Here is a 21,428-nt window from a genome sequence, read left to right on the forward strand (position 1 = left end):
AGGGAAAAATAAACGGGGTCACACGACCCCGTTCATCACGCTGCCACAGACGCCTCGTCGGCACGTCAGTTCATCGTGGCCGGCATGTCGAGCTTCGCGACGCCCGGCAGCTCGCATGCGGCAATCGCGTCGCTGATCGCGTCGATCGCCGGCATCCGCGTGAAGCTCTTGCGCCACACGAGCACCACGCGGCGGTCGGGCACCGGTTCGTTGAACGGCACGTACGACAGCAGCTCGGCATCGGGGCCGTTCGCCCGCGGGCCGATCTCGGCGACCGACATCCGCGGCAGCACGGTGATGCCGACGCCGCTCGCGACCATGTGGCGAATGGTTTCGAGCGACGAGCCCTCGAACGTCTTCTGGATGCCGTCGGCCGTCTGCGAGAAGCGCATCAGTTCCGGACACACCCCGAGCACGTGATCGCGGAAGCAGTGGCCGTTGCCGAGCAGCAGCATGGTTTCCTGCTTCAGATCCTCGGCGTCGATTTCGTCGCGCTTCTCCCACGGATGGCCGGCCGGCAGCGCGACGACGAACGGCTCGTCGTACAGCGGCCGCACCATCAGGCCGGTTTCGGGGAACGGCAGCGCCATGATCGCGGCGTCGATCTCGCCCTGCTTCAGCAGTTCGAGCAGCTTCAGCGTGTAGTTCTCCTGCAGCATCAGCGGCATCTGCGGGACACGCTGGATCATCTGCTTGACGAGCGTCGGCAGCAGGTACGGCCCGATCGTGTAGATCACGCCGAGGCGGAACGGGCCGACGAGCGGGTCCTTGCCCTGCTTCGCGATCTCCTTGATCGCGAAGGTCTGCTCGAGCACGCGCTGCGCCTGGGTGACGATCTGGTCGCCGATCGGCGTCACGCTCACTTCGCTCGCGCCGCGCTCGAAAATCTGCACGTTGAGCTCGTCTTCGAGCTTCTTGATCGCCACCGACAGGGTCGGCTGGCTCACGAAGCACGCTTCGGCCGCGCGACCGAAATGCCGCTCGCGCGCGACCGCGACGATGTACTTCAATTCAGTCAGGGTCATTGTGGGTCAATCAGAGATATACAGGCGATAGGTTTAATTTATACACCCTCTGACCCAGGTTCGCCAAGTTTCTCTGCATCTCGATGCGTCGAGTGGCGGCCTCCGATCCGGCCCCAAGCCGGTCGATCAGGCCTTCAGATACTGCTCGCGCGCGCCGAGCCAGCGCGCGAGATGCTGCGTGACGACCTCCGGATACGCGGCAATCAGCCGCGCCGCGGCCTCGCGGGCAGGATCGATCAGCCAGCCGTCGGTCTCGAGGTTCGCAAAGCGCAGCATCGCCGCACCCGACTGGCGCGCGCCGAGGAATTCGCCGGGGCCGCGGATTTCGAGGTCGCGCCGCGCGATCTCGAAACCGTCGGTCGTCTCGCGCATCGTCTTCAGCCGCTCGCGGCCGGCGATCGACAGCGGTCCGGTGTACAGCAGCACGCACACCGACGCCGCGGTGCCGCGCCCGACGCGGCCGCGCAACTGGTGCAGCTGCGCGAGGCCGAACCGCTCCGCGTGCTCGATCACCATCAGCGACGCGTTCGGCACGTCGACGCCGACTTCGATCACGGTCGTCGCGACCAGCAACTGCACTTCGTTGCGCGTGAACGCTTCCATCACGGCCGCCTTGTCGGCCGGCGACAGGCGGCCGTGCACGAGGCCGACCTTCAACTCGGGAAGCGCCGCGGCCAGCGTCTCGTAGGTTTCGACGGCCGTCTGCAACTGCAGCGTCTCGCTCTCCTCGATCAGCGGGCACACCCAATACACCTGGCGCCCGGTCAGCGCGGCCTCGCGCACGCGGGCGATCACTTCCTCGCGCCGCGCGTCGCCGACGAGGCGCGTCAGCACGGGCGTGCGGCCGGGCGGCAACTCGTCGATCGTCGATACCTCGAGGTCCGCGTAGTACGTCATCGCGAGCGTGCGCGGAATCGGCGTGGCCGACATCATCAGTTGGTGCGGCTGAAAGTCGCGCGCGCCGTTGGCGGCATTCGCGGCCTTCGCGCGCAACGCGAGACGCTGCTCGACGCCGAAGCGGTGCTGCTCGTCGACGATCACGAGGCCGAGCCGCGCGAATTCGACCGTGTCCTGGATGATCGCGTGCGTGCCGATCACGAGCTGCGCGGTGCCGAGCGCGGCGGCCTCGATCGCCGCGCGTTTCTCCTTCGCCTTCAGGCTGCCCGCGAGCCATGCGACCGTGACGCCGAGCGGCTCGAGCCATGCGCGCAGCTTGCGCGCGTGCTGTTCCGCGAGGATTTCGGTCGGCGCCATCAGCGCGGCCTGGTAGCCGGCGTCGATCGCCTGCGTGGCGGCCAGCGCCGCGACGACCGTCTTGCCGCTGCCGACGTCGCCCTGCAGCAGGCGCTGCATCGGGTGCGGGAGCGTGAGGTCGTGCGCGATCTCGTCGACGACGCGCGCCTGCGCGCCGGTCAACGTGAACGGCAGCGCCGCGTAAAGGCGCGTGGTCAACGCATCGGTATCGGTCGCGGCGCGGCGCGGCATCGCGGGCGCGGCGCGGGTGCGGCGCTCCTCGTGCGCCCGCTTGAGCGACAGTTGCTGCGCGAGCAGCTCCTCGAACTTGATGCGCGTCCATGCCGGATGCGAGCCGTCCATCAGCGCGGCTTCGTCGGAATCGACGCCCGGGTGGTGCAGGATCCGCACGGCCTGCGCGAGCGTCGGCACGCCGAGCGGCTTCAGGTAGTCGCGCTCGATCTCGGGCGGCAGCAGCTCGGGCAGCGGCGTGCGCTCGACCGCGTTCTCGATCGCCTTGCGCAGATACGCCTGCGACACGCCGGCCGTGCTCGGGTAGACGGGTGTGAGCACCTGCGGCAGCGGCGCATCGGCTTCGACGACGCGCACGGCCGGATGCACCATCTCCATTCCGAAGAAGCCGCCGCGCACGTCGCCGCGCACGCGCAGCCGCTGGCCGACGGCCATCTGCTTGACCTGCGAGCCATAGAAATTCAGGAACCGCAGCACGAGTTGCTCGCCGTCGTCGTCCTGGATCTTCACGACGAGCTGGCGGCGCGGCCGGTACGCGACCTCGTTGTCGAACACGACGCCTTCGGTCTGCGCGATGCCGCCCGGCAGCAGTTCGCCGATCGGTGTGAGCGTGGTTTCGTCCTCGTAGCGCATCGGCAGATGCAGCACGAGATCGATCGAGCGCGTGAGGCCGAGCTTCGCGAGCTTGTCGGCGGTTTTCACGGGTTTGTCCGCGGCCGGTTTCTTCTTGCGCTTCGTGCCGGGTGCGCCGGGTGCGCCCGCTTCCGCCGCTTCGTCGCCGTCCGCGCCGGGTTCGACGCCGGGCGCGGCCGCGGCCGGCTGCGCGAGCCGCCCGTCGGCGCCGCGCTTCGGGCCCGCGCGACGCGATGCCGCGCCACGCGGCGCGGCGCGCTCGCCCGCGGCTTGCGCGGGCGGCACGGCATCGTCCGCGTCGAACGGATCGGCGGAATCGGCAACGGCGGCGGAGGAGCGGCGGGGTGATACGGGCATCGGATCGTCTGGGTGCTTCGCAAGGCAAGTACAATAGCGGCTTTCACGTCGTCCGAACGAACGGCGCCGGCCAGGCCGCGCATCCCGCCATCATAGCGGCTCGCGCGCGCCGTTTACGCGTTTCCGCCCTGTCGGCGGCGCCCGCCGGCCGTTTCGAACCAGCCCGCATGTTCACGCTTTCCGATTTCGATTTCAATCTGCCGCCCGAGCTGATTGCACAGACCGCGCTGCCCGATCGCACCGCGAGCCGCCTGCTCGAGGTCGACGGCACCGCCGAGCCCGCACGCCTCGTCGACCGCCGTTTCGCCGAGCTGCCGTCGTGCATCGCGCCGGGCGACCTGCTCGTGTTCAACGATACCAAGGTGCTGAAGGCGCGGTTCTTCGGCCAGAAGGCCAGCGGCGGCAAGATCGAGGTGCTGATCGAGCGCGTGACGGGCACGCACACGGCGCTCGCGCAGATCCGCGCGAGCAAGTCGCCGGGCGCCGGCACGACGCTGCGCCTGGCCGATGCGTTCGACGTGACGGTCGGCGAGCGCGTCGAGCCGTTCTTCACGCTGCACTTCCCCGCGCCGTGCCTCGAGCTGATTGAGCAGTACGGCCGCCTGCCGCTGCCGCCCTACATCGAGCACGATCCCGACGCGACCGACGAAACGCGCTACCAGACCGTCTACGCGAGCAACCCGGGCGCGGTCGCGGCGCCGACGGCCGGGCTGCACTTCGACCAGACGCTGCTGGAGAAGCTCGACGCGATGGGCGTCGAGCGCGCGACGCTGACGCTGCACGTCGGCGCCGGCACGTTCCAGCCGGTGCGCGTCGAGAACATCGCCGAGCACAAGATGCACAGCGAGTGGTACGACCTGCCGCAGTCGCTCGTCGACAGGATCGCCGCGACCCGCGCCCGCGGCGGCAACGTGATCGCGGTGGGCACGACGTCGATGCGCGCGCTCGAAGCCGCCGCGCGTTCGGCCGACGAAGCCGGCCGCCCGCTCGCGGCGACGCAGGCCGAGACCGACATCTTCATCACGCCCGGCTACCGTTTCCGCGTCGTCGACCGGCTCGTCACGAACTTCCACCTGCCGAAGTCGACGCTGCTGATGCTGGTGTCCGCGTTCGCGGGCGTCGAGACGATCCGCGCCGCGTACCGGCACGCGATCGAAGAACGCTACCGCTTCTTCAGCTACGGCGACGCGATGCTGCTCACGCGACGCGACACGCCGGAGGCGCCGCGCGCGTAAAGCACGGCGGGCGCGACGGCCCGCGCACCACGCACCGCGCGGCCGCCGTTGCATCGCGACGCCCGTATTCCCGCTGCGCGCGCTACGCTTTTGCGCGCACCCGCTTTTCCCCGCCGCCGGTTTCCCGGCGGCGTTACCAACATGCGCCGGACTGTTTTCCGGTGGCAAGGAGAATGACGCGATGACCGAAGGTTCATCCCACGATACGCCCGCTGATACGCACGCCCCCGTGCAGGACCGCCCGGCGAACGGGCTCGAATTCGAACTGCTGACGACCGACGGCCACGCGCGCCGCGGCCGCGTGAAGCTCAACCACGGCACGGTCGAGACGCCGATCTTCATGCCGGTCGGCACGTACGGCACCGTGAAGGCGATCCAGCCGCGCGAACTGCACGAAATCAAGGCCCAGATCATCCTCGGCAACACGTTCCACCTGTGGCTGCGCCCGGGCCTCGACACGATCGACGCGCACGGCGGCCTGCACGGCTTCATGGGCTGGAACAAGCCGATCCTGACCGACTCGGGCGGCTTCCAGGTGTTCTCGCTCGGCGACCTGCGCAAGATCACCGAGGACGGCGTCACGTTCGCGTCGCCGATCAACGGCGACAAGCTGTTCCTGTCGCCGGAAGTGTCGATGCAGATCCAGAAGGTGCTGAACTCGGACATCGTGATGCAGTTCGACGAATGCACGCCGTACGCGACCAACGGCGTGCCGACGACGCACAAGGAAGCGGCCGACTCGATGCGCATGTCGCTGCGCTGGGCGAAGCGCTCGCTCGACGAATTCGACCGGCTCGGCAATCCGAACGCGCTGTTCGGGATCGTGCAGGGCGGGATGTTCGAGGACTTGCGCGACGAATCGCTCGCGGGCCTGTCCGAACTCGGCTTCCACGGCCTCGCGATCGGCGGGCTGTCGGTCGGCGAGCCGAAGGAGGACATGATGCGCGTGCTGCGCCACGTCGGCCCGAAGCTGCCGGCGAACAAGCCGCACTACCTGATGGGGGTCGGCACGCCGGAGGATCTCGTCGAAGGCGTCGCGAACGGCGTCGACATGTTCGACTGCGTGATGCCGACCCGCAACGCGCGCAACGGCTGGCTCTTCACCCGCTTCGGCGACGTGAAGATCCGCAACGCGACGCACAAGAATTCGCTGAAGCCGCTCGACGCGAGCTGCACGTGCTACACGTGCCAGAATTTCTCGCGCGGCTACCTGCATCACCTGCACCGGGTCGGCGAAATCCTCGGCGCGCAGCTCAACACGATCCACAACCTGCACTACTACCTGCAGCTGATGAGCGAGATCCGCGAAGCGATCGAGACCCACACGTTCGACGCGTTCCGGCAGCGCTTCGCGGAGGATCGCGCGAGAGGAGTCGACTGACTGGCCGGCGGGCGGCCCCTGTAGGACACGACCTGAAAGAAAACGATATCCAATAGGACACGCACTAAAAAACCCCGGCCCGCCCGCCGAACCGAGCCATCAAACATTACAATTGCCTTTCCAAGCAAGCCGCAACGGTATCGGTTCGCGCTTTAACAGCTTGATCCGAAAGCGCATTTGCCGCGCCGTTTGCGCATGGGGCCGGTGGTAGAATAACCGGCTTATTTTTCGATCTTCCCCTACGGAGAGACCAACGTGCCGTTCATTTCCAATGCCTTCGCGCAAGGTGCCGGTGGCGCCGAATCGAGCCTGATGAGCTTCCTGCCGCTCATCCTGATGTTCGCGGTGCTGTACTTCATCATGATCCGTCCGCAGATGAAGCGCCAGAAGGAACACCGCAACATGCTCGCGGCCATGGCGAAGGGCGACGAAGTCGTCACGAGCGGCGGCCTCGTCGGCAAGGTGACGAAGGTCACCGAAGGCTACATCGGCGTCGAAATCGCCGAAGGCACCGAAATCACCGTGCAGAAGGCTGCCGTCACGACCATTCTGCCGAAGGGCACGATCAAGTCGCTGTAAGGCTTATACCGAGCGTCCGGCTCCCCGCGCCGTGCCCGCCTGAGAGCGCGGGCCGCCGCGGCGCCGGACGCGACGCTTTCACGCCAACCACCCGTTCGGCCCCCTCATGAATCGTTATCCACTCTGGAAATATGTCGTGATGGTCGTGGCGCTCGCCATCGGCCTTCTGTACACATTGCCCAACTTCTTCGGCGAAGCGCCGGCGGTGCAGGTGTCGAGCGGCAAGGCCACGGTCAAGCTCGACTCGGCCACGCTGACCCAGGTCGAATCGGCGCTCGCGTCCGCGCAGATCGCGCCGGACGACGTCACCTTCGAGAACACGGCGACCAACGCGAACATCCGCGTGCGCCTGAAGGACACCGATACGCAGCTGCGCGTCAAGGACCTGCTGCAGAAGTCGCTGAACGCCGACCCGAACGATCCGCAGTACGTCGTCGCACTGAACCTGCAGAGCGCGTCGCCGCGCTGGCTGACCGCCCTGCACGCGCTGCCGATGTATCTCGGCCTCGACCTGCGCGGCGGTGTGCACTTCCTGCTCCAGGTCGACATGACGGGCGCGCTCACGAAGAAGCTCGACTCCGACGCGTCCGACGCGCGCACGCTGCTGCGCGACAAGAACATCCGCGACGGCGGCGTGAGCCGCGTCGAGCAGTCCGTGGTCGTCAACTTCAGCGATGCGCAGACGGCGGAAGACGCCCGCAAGGTGCTCGCCGCGTCGATCACCGAGCTGCAATGGGCGACGCAGCCCGGCGGCGGCGGCACGCAGGTGGTCGGCACCTTCACGCCGGCCGTGCAGAAGTCCGTGGAAGACGCCGCGCTCAAGCAGAACCTGACCACCCTCCACAACCGCGTGAACGAACTCGGCGTGTCCGAACCGATCCTGCAGCAGCAAGGCAGCGACCGCATCGTCGTCGAACTGCCGGGCGTGCAGGACACCGCGAAGGCGAAGGACATCATCGGCCGCACCGCGACGCTCGAGGCGCGCCTCGCCGACCCGATCAACACGCACCCGAACCCGAACGACCCCGTGCCGCCGGGTGAGGAACTGTTCACGCAGGGCAACCAGGCGCCCGTGCTGCTGAAGAAGGACGTGATCTTCACCGGCGACCGCATCATCGACGCGTCGGCCGGCTTCGACGATCACCAGCGTCCGTCGGTCAACATCCGCCTCGATTCGGCGGGCGGCCGTGCGGTGCGCGCGGTGTCGCGCGAGAACATCGGCAAGCCGATGGCGATGGTGCTGTTCGAGAAGGGCAAGGGCGAAGTGCTGACGGTCGCGACGATCCAGTCCGAACTCGGCGACCGCTTCCAGATCACGGGCCAGCCGACGCCGCAGGCCGCGGCCGACCTCGCACTGCTGCTGCGCGCCGGTTCGCTCGCCGCGCCGATGGACATCATCGAGGAACGCACGATCGGCCCGAGCCTCGGCGCCGACAACATCAAGATGGGCATCCACTCGGTGATCTGGGGCTTCTGCGCGATCGCCGTATTCATGGTCGCGTACTACATGCTGTTCGGCGTGGTGTCGGTGATCGGCCTGTCGGTCAACCTGTTGCTGCTCGTCGCCGTGCTGTCGCTGATGCAGGCGACGCTGACGCTGCCGGGCATCGCGGCCATCGCGCTCGCGCTCGGCATGGCGATCGACTCGAACGTGCTGATCAACGAGCGCGTGCGCGAGGAACTGCGCGCCGGCCAGCCGCCGCAGCTCGCGATCCAGGCCGGCTACGCGCACGCGTGGGCGACGATTCTCGACTCGAACGTCACGACGCTGATCGCCGGCCTCGCGCTGCTCGCGTTCGGCTCGGGCCCGGTTCGCGCGTTCGCGATCGTGCACTGCCTCGGCATCCTGACGTCGATGTTCTCCGCGGTGTTCTTCTCGCGCGGGATCGTCAACCTCTGGTACGGCGGTCGCAAGAAGCTGAAGTCGCTCGCGATCGGCCAGGTGTGGAAGCCGGAAGGCGCCGCTGCCGGTGCCGCCGGCGCGTCGTTCGACGCGGCCGACGAATCGACCGACACTGCCCGCGCCGCGAAGCTCGCCGCCCCGGCGAAGGGCAACGCGCCGCGCGCCGGCAAGCCGCAGTTGCGCAACCGCGCGCAGCAAGGCGTGTCGCCGAAGAAACCGGGCTCGACCCAATAAGGCCCCGGAGACGAAGCCATGGAATTTTTCCGCATCCGTAAAGACATTCCGTTCATGCGGCACGCGCTGGTGTTCAACGTGATCTCGCTGGTCACGTTCCTCGCCGCCGTGTTCTTCCTGTTCCACCGCGGGCTGCACCTGTCCGTCGAATTCACCGGCGGCACGGTGATCGAGGTCCAGTACCAGCAGGCCGCGCAGCTCGAACCCGTGCGCGCGACGCTCGGCAAGCTCGGCTATGCCGACGCGCAGGTGCAGAACTTCGGCACGTCGCGCAACGTGCTGATCCGCCTGCAACTGAAGGAAGGCCTCACGTCCGCGCAGCAGAGCGACCAGGTGATGGGCGCGCTGAAGGCGCAGAGCCCGGACGTGACGCTGCAGCGCGTCGAGTTCGTCGGCCCGCAAGTCGGCCGCGAGCTCGCGACCGACGGTCTGCTCGCGCTCGCGTGCGTCGTGATCGGCATCGTGATCTACCTGTCGTTCCGCTTCGAATGGAAGTACGCGGTGGCCGGCATCATCGCCAACCTGCACGACGTCGTGATCATTCTCGGCTTCTTCGCGTTCTTCCAGTGGGAGTTCTCGCTGGCGGTGCTCGCGGCGATCCTCGCGGTGCTCGGCTACTCGGTCAACGAGTCGGTCGTCATCTTCGACCGGATCCGCGAAACGTTCCGCCGCGAACGCAAGATGAGCGTGCAGGAAGTGATCAACCACGCGATCACGACCACGATGTCGCGCACGATCATCACGCACACGTCGACGGAAATGATGGTGCTGTCGATGTTCTTCTTCGGCGGCCCGACGCTGCACTACTTCGCGCTCGCGCTGACGGTCGGCATCATGTTCGGCATCTACTCGTCGGTGTTCGTCGCGGGCTCGCTCGCGATGTGGCTCGGCATCAAGCGCGAAGACCTGATCAAGGAAAAGAAGGCCGCGCACGATCCGGACGATCCGAACGCCGGCGCGCAGGTTTGAGCGCCACGCCGTTTTCGGCTTCGAAAAACCGGCCCGTTTGGGCCGGTTTTTTTATGTGCGGGGCCACCGCGGTACGGCAGGCGGCCGGCGCGGTCGCGAGGGTCGGCTACAATCGTCACCGCCCTGCCCCGTCGCGTGCCGGTTGCCTCGCGCACCCGGCACGCGCCTCGCCACCCTTCCGAACGTGCGGTCCCGATGATGCCTCCCATGCGTGTCGTTCGTCGCCTCGCCGTCTGCGCAGCCGTCGCGACCGCGTGCCCGTATGCGCCGCTCGCCGGTGCGCAACCGGCATCCGCGCCGCCCGCCGCTTCACCCTCCGCCGCTTCGCTGCCTGCCGCTTCACCCGCCGCCGCTTCCGCGCCCGCCGCCCAACCGCCGTCGCCCTGCCCGCCCGACTGGGAGCCGCAGCTCTGCGAACTGAAAGCGGCGGTCGAAGTGCTGAAGAAACAGCACCTGACCGACGTCGATATCGGCGCGCTGCTCGACGCCGCGACCCACGAAGGCATCAAGACGCTGCCGTACGCACGCTTCTTCAACGCGAGGGAAGAGCAGGAACGGCGCGACGACGAACGGCGCGCGCGCGACGGCACGCCGGGCATCGGCATCGTGTTCGAGACGCGGCCCGACGGGCTGCACATCATCGACGTGATTCCCGATGCGCCGGCCGAAAAAGCCGGCGTGCGGCCCGACGATCTCGTCGTCGCGATGAACGACCGAAGCGTCGTCGGCATCGACGGCAGCGAGTTGATGAAGCTCGCGAAGGGCGACGCGGGCGTGCCGCTGAAGCTCACCGTGCAGCGCGGCCCGAAGCATGCGGTGCTGAGCTTCGCGCCCGTGCGCACGATCGTCAAACCGCATCCGGCGACCGCGAAGCGGCTCGACGGCGACATCCTGTACACGCGGCTGTCGAGCTTTCCGGAGCCGGCGGTCGGCGACTATATCGACGCGGTGCAGGCCGCGCGCCGCACGGGACCGCCGCCGAAGGGCGTGATCCTCGACCTGCGCATCAACGGCGGCGGCGCGCTCAATGCGGCGATCGGCATCACCGCGCTGTTCGCGGGACGCGACCGCACCGCGATGGTGACGGTCGAGCGCGGCGACACGCACCGCCGCCGCTACACGACCAACTGGCCCGACTACCAACTGCCCGTCATGCACGGGCAGGACCCGCTCGCGCCGCTGCAGGCCGACGACTGGTGGCGCACGGTGCCGCTCGTGGTGCTGGTCGACGGGCAGAGCGCGTCGGCGGCCGAAGCGACCGCGGCCGCGCTGAAGGATCTCGGCCGCGCGAAACTGCTCGGCATGCCGACCTACGGGAAAGGGCTCGCGCAGACGGGCGTCGACCTGATCGACGGCACGCGTCTCAATTTCACGTTCGCGCGCAACCTGCGGCCGAACGGCTGCCCGATGGACGGCTATGGCGTCGTGCCGGACTGGCTCGTGCCGCCGCGCGTCGATTCGGACGTCGACGGCGTGCTGCTGTGGTACCGGGAAGTCGATCTTCCGCGCGCACCGTACGCGGACCGCCAGGCGCCCGATCCGTTCGCGAAGGTGCGCAAGGATCGGCAGAAGCTGCGCGAGCGGCGCGCATTCGCGAAGATCGATACGGCGAAGAGCGCGGCGCTGCCGCAGCGCGCGTTCGGCACGGCCGCGGACTGGCAGCTCCGACAGGCGCTCGCCGCGCTCGCGGGGGACCCGGTCCGGAGCGTCGACGCGCCGCCGCAACTGATGCCGGCGCAACCGGTGTGCGAGCGCGGCGGCAACTGACGCGCCGTCCGCCCCTTTCAGCGAAACCCGAACCGCCGCCGCAGCACGACCAGCGCCGCGAGGCTCAGCACGGCCGCGAACATCAGGTAGAAGCTCGGCGCGGTCTTCATCCCGGTCTCGCGGATCAGCCAAGCGATGATGAACGGCCCGAAGCCGCCGAAGATCGTCACCGCGACGTTATACGCGAGCGACATCCCGGTCGTGCGCGTCTGCACCGGAAACACCTCCGACAACAGCCCTGGCAGCGCCGCGAAGTAGCCGGTCATCAGGAACGCGAGCAGCACCTGCAGCGCGATCAGCGTGCCGAAGCCCGGATGCGCGACGAGATACGCGAACGCCGGATAGATCAGCACGAGGATGCCGACGGCCGGCGCGATCATCACGCGCACGCGCCCGTAGCGATCCGACCAGTGGCCGACGAGCGGCGCGAACGCCATCTGGATCACGCCGACGACGAGAATCGCCGCGAATGCGGCGGACGGCGCGAGGCCGAGCTGCTTCACGCCGTAGGTCGGCATGAACAGCACGAGATAGGTCGCGACGGTGCCGAGCACGACCACGCCCATTGCCGCGACGAGGCGCGCCTTGTGCGACGCGAACGTATCGCGCAGCGGGTTCGCGGTGCCTTCGGCCGCGAGGAATTCGGGCGTCTCGTCGACCTTGGTGCGGATGTAGTACGCGACCGGCCCGAGCAGCAGCCCGAAGAAGAACGGCACGCGCCAGCCCCACGACGCCATCTGCGCGGCCGACAGCTGCGCGTTCAGCACGGTGCCGAAGCCGGCGGCGAGCAGCGTCGTGAGCCCCTGGCTCGCGACCTGCCAGCTCGCGAAGAAGCCGCGCCGGCCCGGCACGTGCTCGGCGAGGAACGCGGTTGCGCTGCCGAACTCGCCGCCTGCCGAAAAGCCCTGCATCAGCCGCGCGGCGACGAGGATCACCGGCGCGGCGACGCCGATCGTCTCGTAGGTCGGCAACACCGCGATGATCAGCGTGCCGGCCATCATCAGCAGGATCGACAGCGTGAGCGCGGCCTTGCGGCCCGCGCGGTCGGCATAGGCGCCCAGCACGATCGCGCCGAGCGGCCGCATGAAGAACGACACGCCGAACGTGCCGAGCGTGAGCAGCAGCGACACGGTATCGTTGCCGGCCGGGAAGAACAGCTTCGAGATCGTCACCGCGAAAAAACCGTAGACGACGAGATCGAACCACTCGAGCGCGTTGCCGATCGACGCGGCGATCACCGCGCGCCAGACGCGCGGCGACGAGGCAATGGAACGGGACTGCGTGACGGCATGCATCGGCGATCTCCTTGTCGTTGTACGTTCTGTTCGAGGCGGCCGCCGTCGCGCCGTCGGCCTGCCGGCGCCGCATGGCCGCATGCTGCGCTCGGGCGATTATAGGCGCGCAAAAAAACCGCCGCGCCCCGGTCACGGGAGCGCGGCGGTTTGCCCGCAGGGGCCGGCACGATGGCCGGCCCGGCCGGAGCGTCTTACTGCTGCTTGACCGCTTCGGCCGTGATCAGCAGCTTCGTCTTCATCTTGAAGCCGTACTGCTTGCCGTAGTCGAGACCGAAATCGTCGCGGCTGAATTCGCCGACCGCGTCGACGCCGCACACTTCACGCTTGAGCATCGGGTGCGGCATGCACTTGAACGAATCGATCTTCAGCGTGAGCGGCTTCGTGACGCCGTGCAGCGTCAGATTGCCGACCACCGACACCGGCTTGTCGCCGTCGAACTTGATCGTGCCCTTGTAGTTCGCCTGCGGGAACTTCGCGACGTCGAAGAACTCGGGCGTCTGCAGGTGCTCGTCGAGCTTCGCGCTGCCCGTGTGAATCGACGCGATGTCGGTCGTCACGTCGACCGTGCCGGTCTTCGCCGCGCGATCGAGCGTCACGGTGCCGCTCGACTTGTCGAACTTGCCGCGCCAGACCGACAGGCCGCCGAAGTGGTCGGCCTCGAAGCTCGGGTACGTATGGCTCGGGTCGAACTGGTAGGTCGCGCTTTCGGCGAAGGCCGAGAACGACAGCGAAGCAGCCAGCGCGCCGGCGGCGATGATCAGATGCTTTTTCAAACTTTTTCTCCTGGAAACGGCGCCGCGCCCTCGCGCGGCATACAGTTGAGGCGGCAACCTGCCGCTTACTTCGTGGCGACGAGATGGAACTTGATCTGCACTTCGTCCGCGACGATCGACGTGTCCTTCCACTCGCCGGTGCCGACGTTGAAGGCCGAGCGCTTGATCGGCAGCACGCCGTCGAACGTCTGCGTCGCGCCGTTTTGCGCGACCGTGACGGGCACCGTGACGGTCTCGGTCTTGCCCTTGATCGTCAGCTTGCCGGTCACGTTGTACTTGTTGCCGCCGGCCGGCGCGATCGCCGACGACACGAACGTCGCCTGCGGATAGGCCTTCGCGTCGAACCAGTCCTTGCCGGCGACCTGGTCGTTGTACATCTTGTCGCCGAGGTCGAAGCTCGCGACGTCGACCGTCATTTGCGCGCTGCCCTGCGCGGCCTTCGCCGGGTCGAACTTCACCTGCGCGGTAAATTTCCTGAACGCGCCTTCGGTCGGCACGTTCATCTGCTTCGACACGGCGGACACCTTGCTCTTCGCGAGATCGACGTCGGCATGCGCCGCGCCCGACGCGACAAACGCCGCCGCGGCGAACGCGGTCAGCATGGAGCGGGAGAAAGACACTTTCATGGGATCCTTCATTTGGCAAAGGGAAGCATGCGCGACAACAGGCCGTCGCGGTCCAACAACTGATGCTTGAGCGCCGCGAGCACGTGCATCGCGACGAGCGCAAGCAGAATGTAATTCAAAGACACGTGCAGCGTCTTGAAGGTTTCCTTGAGCGCCGGATCGGGGTCGATCAGGCGCGGCAGCGGCACGATGCCGAGATAGACGACCGGGATGTTCGACGCCGAGCTGTACAGGTAGCCCGTCGCCGGAATCACGATCATCAGCACGTACAGCAGCATGTGCACGCCGTGCGACGCCGCGCGCTGCCACGCCGGCGTGTCGCCCGGCAGCGGCGGCGGCACGTGGGTCGCACGCCAGAGCACGCGCACGACGGCGAGCGCGAACACCGTCACGCCGATCCACTTGTGCCACGAGAAGTACTTCAGCTTGGTCGGCGTGAAGCCGGGGATGTCCGTCATCACCCAGCCGAGCGCGAAGCCGCAAACGATCAGCAGCGCGATCAGCCAGTGCAGGGCGATCGCGGTAGGCGCGTAGCGTGCCGGCGCGGCCGGCGGCGATTTCGATGCCATCTTGGGTTCCTCAGTTCAGCGAACGGCTGCGCCGGTAAATTCGGCCGACGCATGTCGAGGGCGCCATGCTACCGCAACCTTTTGACGCGCGCGGACTCTGAGGACAGGCGCGCCAGTCGGCTGACGGCTTCCCGTCATGTTACCGACCGGTCACGCAACGCACGATCCTTGACCCATCGAAAAAGCCCTTTTGGTAAGATTGGCGCGGGTTCCGGCCCCGTCGACGCGTTCCCCCGGCCGTCGCAGCACCGCCTTTTCCATGCAACGATACGACCTGATTGCCTGCCACGAATGCGACGCACTGTTGCATAAACCGCGCCTGAGCGGCCGCGAGATCGCACGCTGTCCGCGCTGCGACGCGCTGCTCTATCGCAACAGCACCACGCAGATCGAGCGCATCACCGCGCTCGCGGTCGCGGCGCTCGTCACGTTCGTCATCGCGCAGGCGTTCCCGATCCTCGAAATGGACCTGAACGGCACACGCGTGCAGACGACGCTGATCGGCGCGATCGATGCGCTGTGGCATCAGGACATGGCGATCGTCGGCGTGATGGTGTTCTGCTCGACCGTGCTGTTCCCGCTCGTCGAGATGGCCGCGCTCCTTTACGTGCTGCTGCCGATCCGGCGCGGCATCGTGCCGCCCGGCCTCAACCTCGTGCTACGCACGATCCAGCTCGTGCGGCCGTGGGGGATGATCGAGGTGTTCATGCTCGGCATCGTGGTCACGATCGTGAAGATGGTGAGCCTCGCGCGCGTCGTGCCCGACGCGGCGCTGTTCGCGTTCGGCGCGCTCACGCTGATGACCGCCGTCGTGCTGATGTTCGACCCGCGCACGGTATGGGACATCGCCGACGACCTGCGCGCCGGCCGCGCGCCCGAGCGGCCCGACCCGGCCGCGCCGCTGCCGGACGCGCCGCGCCGATGACGCAGCCCACGCCTACCGCCGCCCGCGAGGGCTACGCCAGCTGCCACGCGTGCGGGCTCGTGCAGACGATCGACCGGCCGCACGCGCATTGCGCGCGCTGCGGCAGCGCGCTTCACGTGCGCACGCCGAACAGCGTCATGCGCACGTGGGCGCTGCTGCTCGCGGCCGCGATCCTCTACATTCCGGCGAACCTGCTGCCGATCATGCGGACGTCGTCGATCGTCGGGTCGCAGCAGGACACGATCATGAGCGGCGTCATCTATTTCTGGACGTCCGGCGACTGGCCGCTCGCCGTGGTCGTGTTCGTCGCGAGCATTCTCGTGCCGATGCTCAAGCTCGCCGTCCTGACGATCCTCGTCACCAGCGCGCAGCGCCGCGCCGCCTGGCGGCCGCTGCAGCGCACGCGCCTCTATCGGATCGTCGAGCGCATCGGCCGCTGGTCGATGCTCGACATCTTCGTCGTGACGCTGACCGTCGCGCTCGTCCATTTCCGTTCGCTCGCCGTCATCACGGCCGGCCCCGGCGCACTCGCGTTCGGCTCGGTCGTGATCCTGACGATGCTCGCGTCGATGCAGTTCGATCCCCGCCTGATCTGGGATCCAGTCGAAACCTCAGGGAATCACCATGAATAGTCCACAAGGCCCGCAGCACGACGCGCCCCGGCCGCCCGATCCGGCGATCTCGACGAAAAGCGGCTGGCTGCCGTCGCTCGTCTGGCTCGTGCCGCTGATCGCCGCGCTGATCGGCATCGGCCTCGTGATCAAGTCCGTGCGCGAGCGCGGCCCGGAAATCACGATCAGCTTCCACAGCGCCGAAGGGCTCGAGCCGGGCAAGACCCAGGTCAAGTACAAGGACGTCGAGATCGGCATGGTCAAGACGATCAAGCTGTCGAAGGACCTGTCGCGCGTGCTGGTGCAGGTGCAGCTCAAGAAGGAAGCCGAGGACTTCGCGGTCCAGGGCTCGCGCTTCTGGATCGTGCGCCCGCGCGTGGGCGCGACCGGCGTGTCGGGGCTCGGCACGCTGCTGTCCGGCGCGTACATCGGCGTCGACGCCGGTCACGGGCAGGACACGCTGACCGACTTCACCGGCCTCGAGACGCCGCCCGCCGTCACGGGCGACCAGAAAGGCACGCAGTACGTGCTGCGCGGCGATTCGCTCGGCTCGGTCGACATCGGCTCGCCGGTCTACTACCGCCGCGTCCAGGTCGGCCAGGTGGTCGGCTTCTCGCTCGACAAGGACGGCACGGGCGTCACGTTCAACGTGTTCGTCAATGCGCCGTACGACCAGTACGTCGGCATGAACTCGCGCTGGTGGCAGGCGAGCGGCGTCGATCTGCGGCTCGACTCGAGCGGCCTGAAGCTGAACACGCAGTCGCTCGCGACGGTGATCCTCGGCGGCATCGCGTTCCAGACGCCGCCGAACCAGGGCAGCGGCACGACCGCGCCGAACAACACGACGTTCCGTCTCGGCTCCGACGAGGGCGACGCGATGCGCGACCCGGACGGCCAGCCGCTGCAGGTCGTGATGAACTTCAACCAGTCGCTGCGCGGGCTCGCCGTCGGCGCACCGGTCGACTTCCGCGGCATCGTGCTCGGCGAAGTGACGAACATCGGCATCGACTTCGATCCGAAGACGAAGAACTTCCTGATGCCGGTGACGATGAACGTGTATCCGGAACGCCTCGGCCGCCGCTTCCGCGAGACGATCGAGAGCAAGGGCGAACCGGCGCGCCGCGAAATCGTCGAGCGGCTCGTCCAGCACGGGCTGCGCGGCCAGCTGCGCACCGGCAACCTGCTGACGAGCCAGTTGTACGTCGCGCTCGACTTCTTCCCGAAGGCGCCGGCCGTGAAGATCGACACGGCCCGCCAGCCGCTCGAGCTGCCGACCGTGCCGAATACGCTCGACGAGCTGCAGTTGCAGGTCGCCGACATCGCGAAGAAGCTCGACAAGGTACCGTTCGACCAGATCGGCGCGAACCTGAACAGCGCGCTCGCGAACGCCGACAAGCTGTTCAAGCAGCTCGACACGCAGGTCGCGCCGGAAGCGCGCGACACGCTGTCGGCCGCGAAGCAGACCTTCTCGACCGCCGAGGCGACGCTGCAGCAGGATTCGCCGCTGCAGTCCGACGTGCGCGGCGCGCTGAAGGAACTCACGCGCACGCTGCAATCGCTGAACGCGCTCGCCGACTATCTGGAGCGCCACCCCGAATCGCTGCTCAAGGGCAAGCCAGGAGATAAACCATGACGACACGCGTGAACGGTTTCGCGAGCGGCGCGGCGGCAGTCTTCGCCGCACTCGCGCTCGCCGCATGCAGCTCGCCGCCCGCGCGGTTCTACACGCTCAGCCCGGCCGACGCCGCGGCGCCGCTGCGCACCGCGCCGGCCAACCCGGCGTTCCTGATCGAGGTGCCGTCGGTCGGCGTGCCGGAGCAGGTCGCGAGGAACCAGTTGGTCGTGCAGAAGAACGCCGCGCAGGTCGACGTGCTCGAGCAGGAACGCTGGGCGTCGCCGCCCGCCGACGAGATCCGCCGCGCGCTGTCGGACGATCTCGCCGCTCGGCTCGGCACGATCGACGTCGCGAATTCCGCCTATCCGGCCGGCGTGCCCGTGTACCGCATCAGCGTGAACGTGCAGCGCTTCGAGTCGTGGCCCGGCAAACGGGCCGCGATCGACGCCGTGTGGAGCGTGCGCTCGCTCGCCACGCAGGCCGTGATGACCTGCCGCACGAGCGTCGTCGAACCGGTCGCCGACGGCTACGACGCACTCGTCGCCGGCCACCGGCGCGCGCTCGACGCGCTTGCCGCGCAGGCCGCGGACGGCGTGCGCGCGATGGCCGCCCGCCGCGGCGCGCCGGCCGCGGCCGCGACCGGCGGCAAGACGACGGCCGCGCCGGTCGTGCCGTGCCCGGCCAACCCGACGTCCGGCGGCGACGCCGGCGCGACGGGCAAGTCCGGCGCATAAGCGAACGCCGACGGCGCGCAGGCGAACGTTCGGCACGGCGTTCGCCCGCGCGGTGTCGAACGGCGCGGCGCGACCGGCCGCGCGCGCCGCCCGTCGGAGGCTGCACGCCGCCGGCCTCGCGCACCGCCTTCATCGGCCGAACGGCCCTTTACATTCTTTGTCAAAGCCGCCGGAACCCGCGCCATGCAACGCGGTCGGCTTGCGTTTTCCGGCCCGATTGACGATCCTACGCACTTTCGGGCTCGCGCCGTTCGTCGTGCGCACCAGCCAGCGGCGCCGAGCCGCGTTCGGCCCGGACGCCGTGCCTCCCGGCGCTGCGCGCGGTCGGCGTGCACCGCAGCGGGGCAGCCGCATCGCGGGTCGCCGCGCCCCGTCCGGCGCCGGCCCCGTCTCACCCGTTCTCCCGGCGCCGCGCCGTTTCCCGGCCGGCATCCCGAACCCGCCCGTCCCGGGCTTTCGCTATTCCGTTTATGTTTCGTTCCCTGACGACCCTGATCAAGAAGTGGCGCGCGTCGCGCAATGCCGGTCACCAGCTCGATGCGCTGCTCGCGCATGCCGACGCCGACGCGTCGTACGCCGAGCGCAGCGAATGGCTGATCGAGCTCGCGCACTGGCTGCGCCGCAACGGCACGGTGCAGGACACGCCGGCCGAGCGCGACGCCGACACGCGCGCGTATCCGGCGCATGCGCGGCTGCGCTACCTGTTCCACGTGCTCGATCGCAACCCCGCGTGGAAAGCGCACGCCGCGCGCATCCTGCGCGGCATCCTGCGCGAGTGCGACGGCATCTCGCTGCTGTGCGACGCCGGCATGCCCGTGCATTCGGGCTTCTTCGGCGCGCTGTTCGAGCGGATCGATTCGTCGCTGATCCCGCCTGCGCCGAACCGCCGCGAGCTGTCGGCGTTGTTCACGCTGATGTTCCCGACGCCCGAGGACGCGAAATGGATCGACGCGCTGCCCGACGATCTGCTCGCGCGCCTCGCCGAACTGCTCTCGTTCGACGTCACCGACGAAGAGCGCCACGAGCCCGGCTCGTTCTCGCGCGACCTGCTGGCCGCGCTGCACAACCTGACCTGCCAGATCAGCTCGACCGGCCTGTCGCAGACGGTGCGCAGCCGGCTGTCCGACGACGATGCGCGCAAGCCGCTCGAATCGCAGCCGTTCTATCGCCTCACGCGCGCGATGCTCGCGGTCGAGACCGCGCACGCGGCCGTCGAGGACGGCGGCGACCCGAGCAAGCTGCTGCACGAGGTGAACTACCTGCGCGTGCTGCTCGACGAATGCCGGATCGCCGTCGACAACGTGTTCGCGCACCTGTACCGCAACGGCGTGTCGGTCGACATCGTGTTCCAGGTCGAGCGGATGCGCATGCGCATCCTGCGCGCGGAGATGCTGCTCAACGCGTGGATGGCGCGCGACGACCTGCACGGCATGGCGCACCTGACCGCCGAGCTCGTCGACGCGAACCAGAGCAGCCAGAGCGTCGCGCACCTCGTGCGCAGCAACTTCTCGCTGTTCGCGCGCAAGCTCGTCGAGACCAACGCGGACACCGGCGAGCACTACATCTCGCGCGGCCGGGCCGAGTATCTGAAGATGCTGCGGATGGCGGCCGGCGGCGGCCTCGTCACGGTCGCGACCGTGTGCGTGAAGTTCGCGATCACGGGTGCGCACCTGCAGTCGATGCTCGAAGGGCTGCTGGCGGGCATCAACTACGCGGCCAGCTTCATGCTGATGCACTTCCTGCATTTCACGCTCGCGACCAAGCAGCCGGCGATGACCGCGCCGACGCTCGCGCGCGAACTCGACGACACCGGTCACGAGGAAGGCGTGAAGGCGTTCGTCGCGTCGGTGATCGCACTGATCCGCACGCAGGCGGCCGCGATTTCCGGGAACGTGGTCGTCGTGCTGCCCGTGTGCCTGCTCGTGCAGCTGTTCGCGGCCAACGTCACGCATACGAACCTGATCTCGCCGGAGAAGGCGCACGCGACGCTGCATTCGTTCTCGCTGCTCGGCCCGACGCCGTTCTATGCGGCGCTCACGGGCGTGCTGCTGTGGGCGTCGAGCCTGCTCGCGGGCTGGGCCGACAACTGGTTCGTGCTGCACCGCGTCGGCGACGCGCTCGCGTACAACCGCCGGCTGCGCCTGACGCTCGGCGCGGCCGGCGCCGCGAAGCTCGCGCATTTCTGCCGGTCGAACGTCGCCGGCGTGGTCGCGAACGTCGGCCTCGGCCTGATGCTCGGCCTCGTCCCGGCGATCGTCACCGTGTTCATGTTCCCGTTCGAGGTGCGGCACGTGACGCTGTCGGCCGGCTCGATCGGGGTCGCGCTCGGCGTGCTGGGCAAGGATGCGCTCCGCACGCCCGAACTGTGGTGGGCCGGCGCCGGCGTGCTCAGCATGGCCTTCCTCAACGTGCTCGTGAGCTTCGCACTCGCGTTCACGATGGCCGTGCGCTCGCGCAGCCTGCGCCCGACCAAGGTGCGCGCGCTCGTCGCCGCGATCGTCCGCACGGTGCTCGCGAAGCCGTCCGCGCTGTTCTGGCCGGCGGGCAACTCGGCCGCGCGCGCCGGCCAGCCGGGCGCACACTGACCGGCGGCGGGGGCGGCGGGGAGGGGGAGCGGCGGCGCCCCGCCGCCCCCGTCGCCCTCCCGGCACGCGCGAGCGGCCGCCGCGCCGGCGCCGCCACGCCGAAACGCCGGCCCCGGTCGCCTGCGCC

At 68.5% G+C, this 21,428-nt stretch carries 17 protein-coding genes; 11 read left to right on the forward strand and 6 right to left on the reverse strand.

The window, feature by feature from the left end:
• Nucleotides 1-65 precede the first annotated feature (65 nt).
• Both WS95_RS15210 and recG read right to left on the reverse strand, forming a co-directional pair.
• On the reverse strand, nucleotides 66-1,025 hold the full coding sequence (locus WS95_RS15210; RefSeq protein WP_006754461.1) for a LysR substrate-binding domain-containing protein: 960 nt from the start codon (nucleotides 1,023-1,025) through the stop codon (nucleotides 66-68).
• A 126-nt stretch (nucleotides 1,026-1,151) separates the two neighbouring features.
• Nucleotides 1,152-3,500 carry an ATP-dependent DNA helicase RecG gene (recG, locus tag WS95_RS15215; RefSeq protein ID WP_059779244.1) on the reverse strand — a complete coding sequence of 783 codons (2,349 nt, stop codon included), beginning with the start codon at nucleotides 3,498-3,500 and terminating at the stop codon, nucleotides 1,152-1,154.
• A gap of 167 nt (nucleotides 3,501-3,667) precedes the next feature.
• Between recG and queA the strand changes: the two genes are divergently transcribed.
• The 6 genes from queA (at nucleotide 3,668) to WS95_RS15245 (ending at nucleotide 11,568) form a co-directional block, all read left to right on the forward strand.
• Nucleotides 3,668-4,735, forward strand: coding sequence for a tRNA preQ1(34) S-adenosylmethionine ribosyltransferase-isomerase QueA (queA, locus tag WS95_RS15220; RefSeq protein WP_059779242.1), 1,068 nt, complete (start codon nucleotides 3,668-3,670; stop codon nucleotides 4,733-4,735).
• Between the two features lie 181 nt (nucleotides 4,736-4,916).
• Complete coding sequence (tgt, locus tag WS95_RS15225) at nucleotides 4,917-6,116, forward strand: tRNA guanosine(34) transglycosylase Tgt (RefSeq protein WP_059779240.1); 1,200 nt, start codon at nucleotides 4,917-4,919, stop codon at nucleotides 6,114-6,116.
• A gap of 255 nt (nucleotides 6,117-6,371) precedes the next feature.
• Nucleotides 6,372-6,695 (forward strand): preprotein translocase subunit YajC, encoded by a 324-nt coding sequence (gene yajC, locus WS95_RS15230; RefSeq protein WP_006476868.1) that lies wholly within the window; start codon nucleotides 6,372-6,374, stop codon nucleotides 6,693-6,695.
• 106 nt (nucleotides 6,696-6,801) lie between these two features.
• Entirely contained in the window at nucleotides 6,802-8,832 is a 2,031-nt protein-coding gene (gene secD, locus WS95_RS15235) for a protein translocase subunit SecD (RefSeq protein WP_059779238.1), read from the forward strand.
• Between the two features lie 18 nt (nucleotides 8,833-8,850).
• A complete protein-coding gene (secF, locus tag WS95_RS15240; RefSeq protein WP_034206449.1) occupies nucleotides 8,851-9,801 on the forward strand; it encodes a protein translocase subunit SecF in 951 nt (316 codons plus the stop codon).
• A gap of 207 nt (nucleotides 9,802-10,008) precedes the next feature.
• Nucleotides 10,009-11,568: a S41 family peptidase gene (locus WS95_RS15245; RefSeq protein ID WP_179950197.1), complete on the forward strand. Its 1,560-nt coding sequence runs from the start codon at nucleotides 10,009-10,011 to the stop codon at nucleotides 11,566-11,568.
• 17 nt (nucleotides 11,569-11,585) lie between these two features.
• Here WS95_RS15245 and WS95_RS15250 read toward each other — a convergent pair whose 3' ends face one another.
• From WS95_RS15250 to WS95_RS15265, 4 genes are all read right to left on the reverse strand, one after another.
• Nucleotides 11,586-12,863 (reverse strand): MFS transporter, encoded by a 1,278-nt coding sequence (locus WS95_RS15250; protein ID WP_059779236.1) that lies wholly within the window; start codon nucleotides 12,861-12,863, stop codon nucleotides 11,586-11,588.
• Between the two features lie 191 nt (nucleotides 12,864-13,054).
• Nucleotides 13,055-13,636 carry a YceI family protein gene (locus tag WS95_RS15255; protein WP_059824502.1) on the reverse strand — a complete coding sequence of 194 codons (582 nt, stop codon included), beginning with the start codon at nucleotides 13,634-13,636 and terminating at the stop codon, nucleotides 13,055-13,057.
• 65 nt (nucleotides 13,637-13,701) lie between these two features.
• Nucleotides 13,702-14,262: a YceI family protein gene (locus WS95_RS15260; RefSeq protein ID WP_059824623.1), complete on the reverse strand. Its 561-nt coding sequence runs from the start codon at nucleotides 14,260-14,262 to the stop codon at nucleotides 13,702-13,704.
• 8 nt (nucleotides 14,263-14,270) lie between these two features.
• Complete coding sequence (locus WS95_RS15265) at nucleotides 14,271-14,831, reverse strand: cytochrome b (protein ID WP_034206446.1); 561 nt, start codon at nucleotides 14,829-14,831, stop codon at nucleotides 14,271-14,273.
• A 259-nt stretch (nucleotides 14,832-15,090) separates the two neighbouring features.
• On the opposite strand from WS95_RS15265, the gene WS95_RS15270 reads away from it, so the two are divergent.
• The 5 genes from WS95_RS15270 (at nucleotide 15,091) to WS95_RS15290 (ending at nucleotide 21,301) form a co-directional block, all read left to right on the forward strand.
• On the forward strand, nucleotides 15,091-15,756 hold the full coding sequence (locus tag WS95_RS15270) for a paraquat-inducible protein A (protein WP_034206445.1): 666 nt from the start codon (nucleotides 15,091-15,093) through the stop codon (nucleotides 15,754-15,756).
• Nucleotides 15,753-16,388 (forward strand): paraquat-inducible protein A, encoded by a 636-nt coding sequence (locus WS95_RS15275; protein WP_034206444.1) that lies wholly within the window; start codon nucleotides 15,753-15,755, stop codon nucleotides 16,386-16,388. Before WS95_RS15270 ends, WS95_RS15275 begins: the two co-directional genes overlap by 4 nt.
• Nucleotides 16,381-18,000, forward strand: coding sequence for a PqiB family protein (locus tag WS95_RS15280; RefSeq protein ID WP_034206443.1), 1,620 nt, complete (start codon nucleotides 16,381-16,383; stop codon nucleotides 17,998-18,000). The genes WS95_RS15275 and WS95_RS15280 overlap by 8 nt, the downstream gene beginning before the upstream one ends.
• Complete coding sequence (locus tag WS95_RS15285) at nucleotides 17,997-18,716, forward strand: PqiC family protein (protein WP_059824505.1); 720 nt, start codon at nucleotides 17,997-17,999, stop codon at nucleotides 18,714-18,716. Before WS95_RS15280 ends, WS95_RS15285 begins: the two co-directional genes overlap by 4 nt.
• 470 nt (nucleotides 18,717-19,186) lie before the next feature.
• The gene (locus WS95_RS15290) at nucleotides 19,187-21,301 is read left to right on the forward strand and encodes a site-specific recombinase (RefSeq protein ID WP_059824506.1); all 2,115 of its coding nucleotides are present in this window, start codon (nucleotides 19,187-19,189) and stop codon (nucleotides 21,299-21,301) included.
• The last annotated feature ends 127 nt before the right edge of the window (nucleotides 21,302-21,428 follow it).

Source organism: Burkholderia sp. MSMB1826, from assembly GCF_001526325.1.
Taxonomy (GTDB): domain Bacteria; phylum Pseudomonadota; class Gammaproteobacteria; order Burkholderiales; family Burkholderiaceae; genus Burkholderia.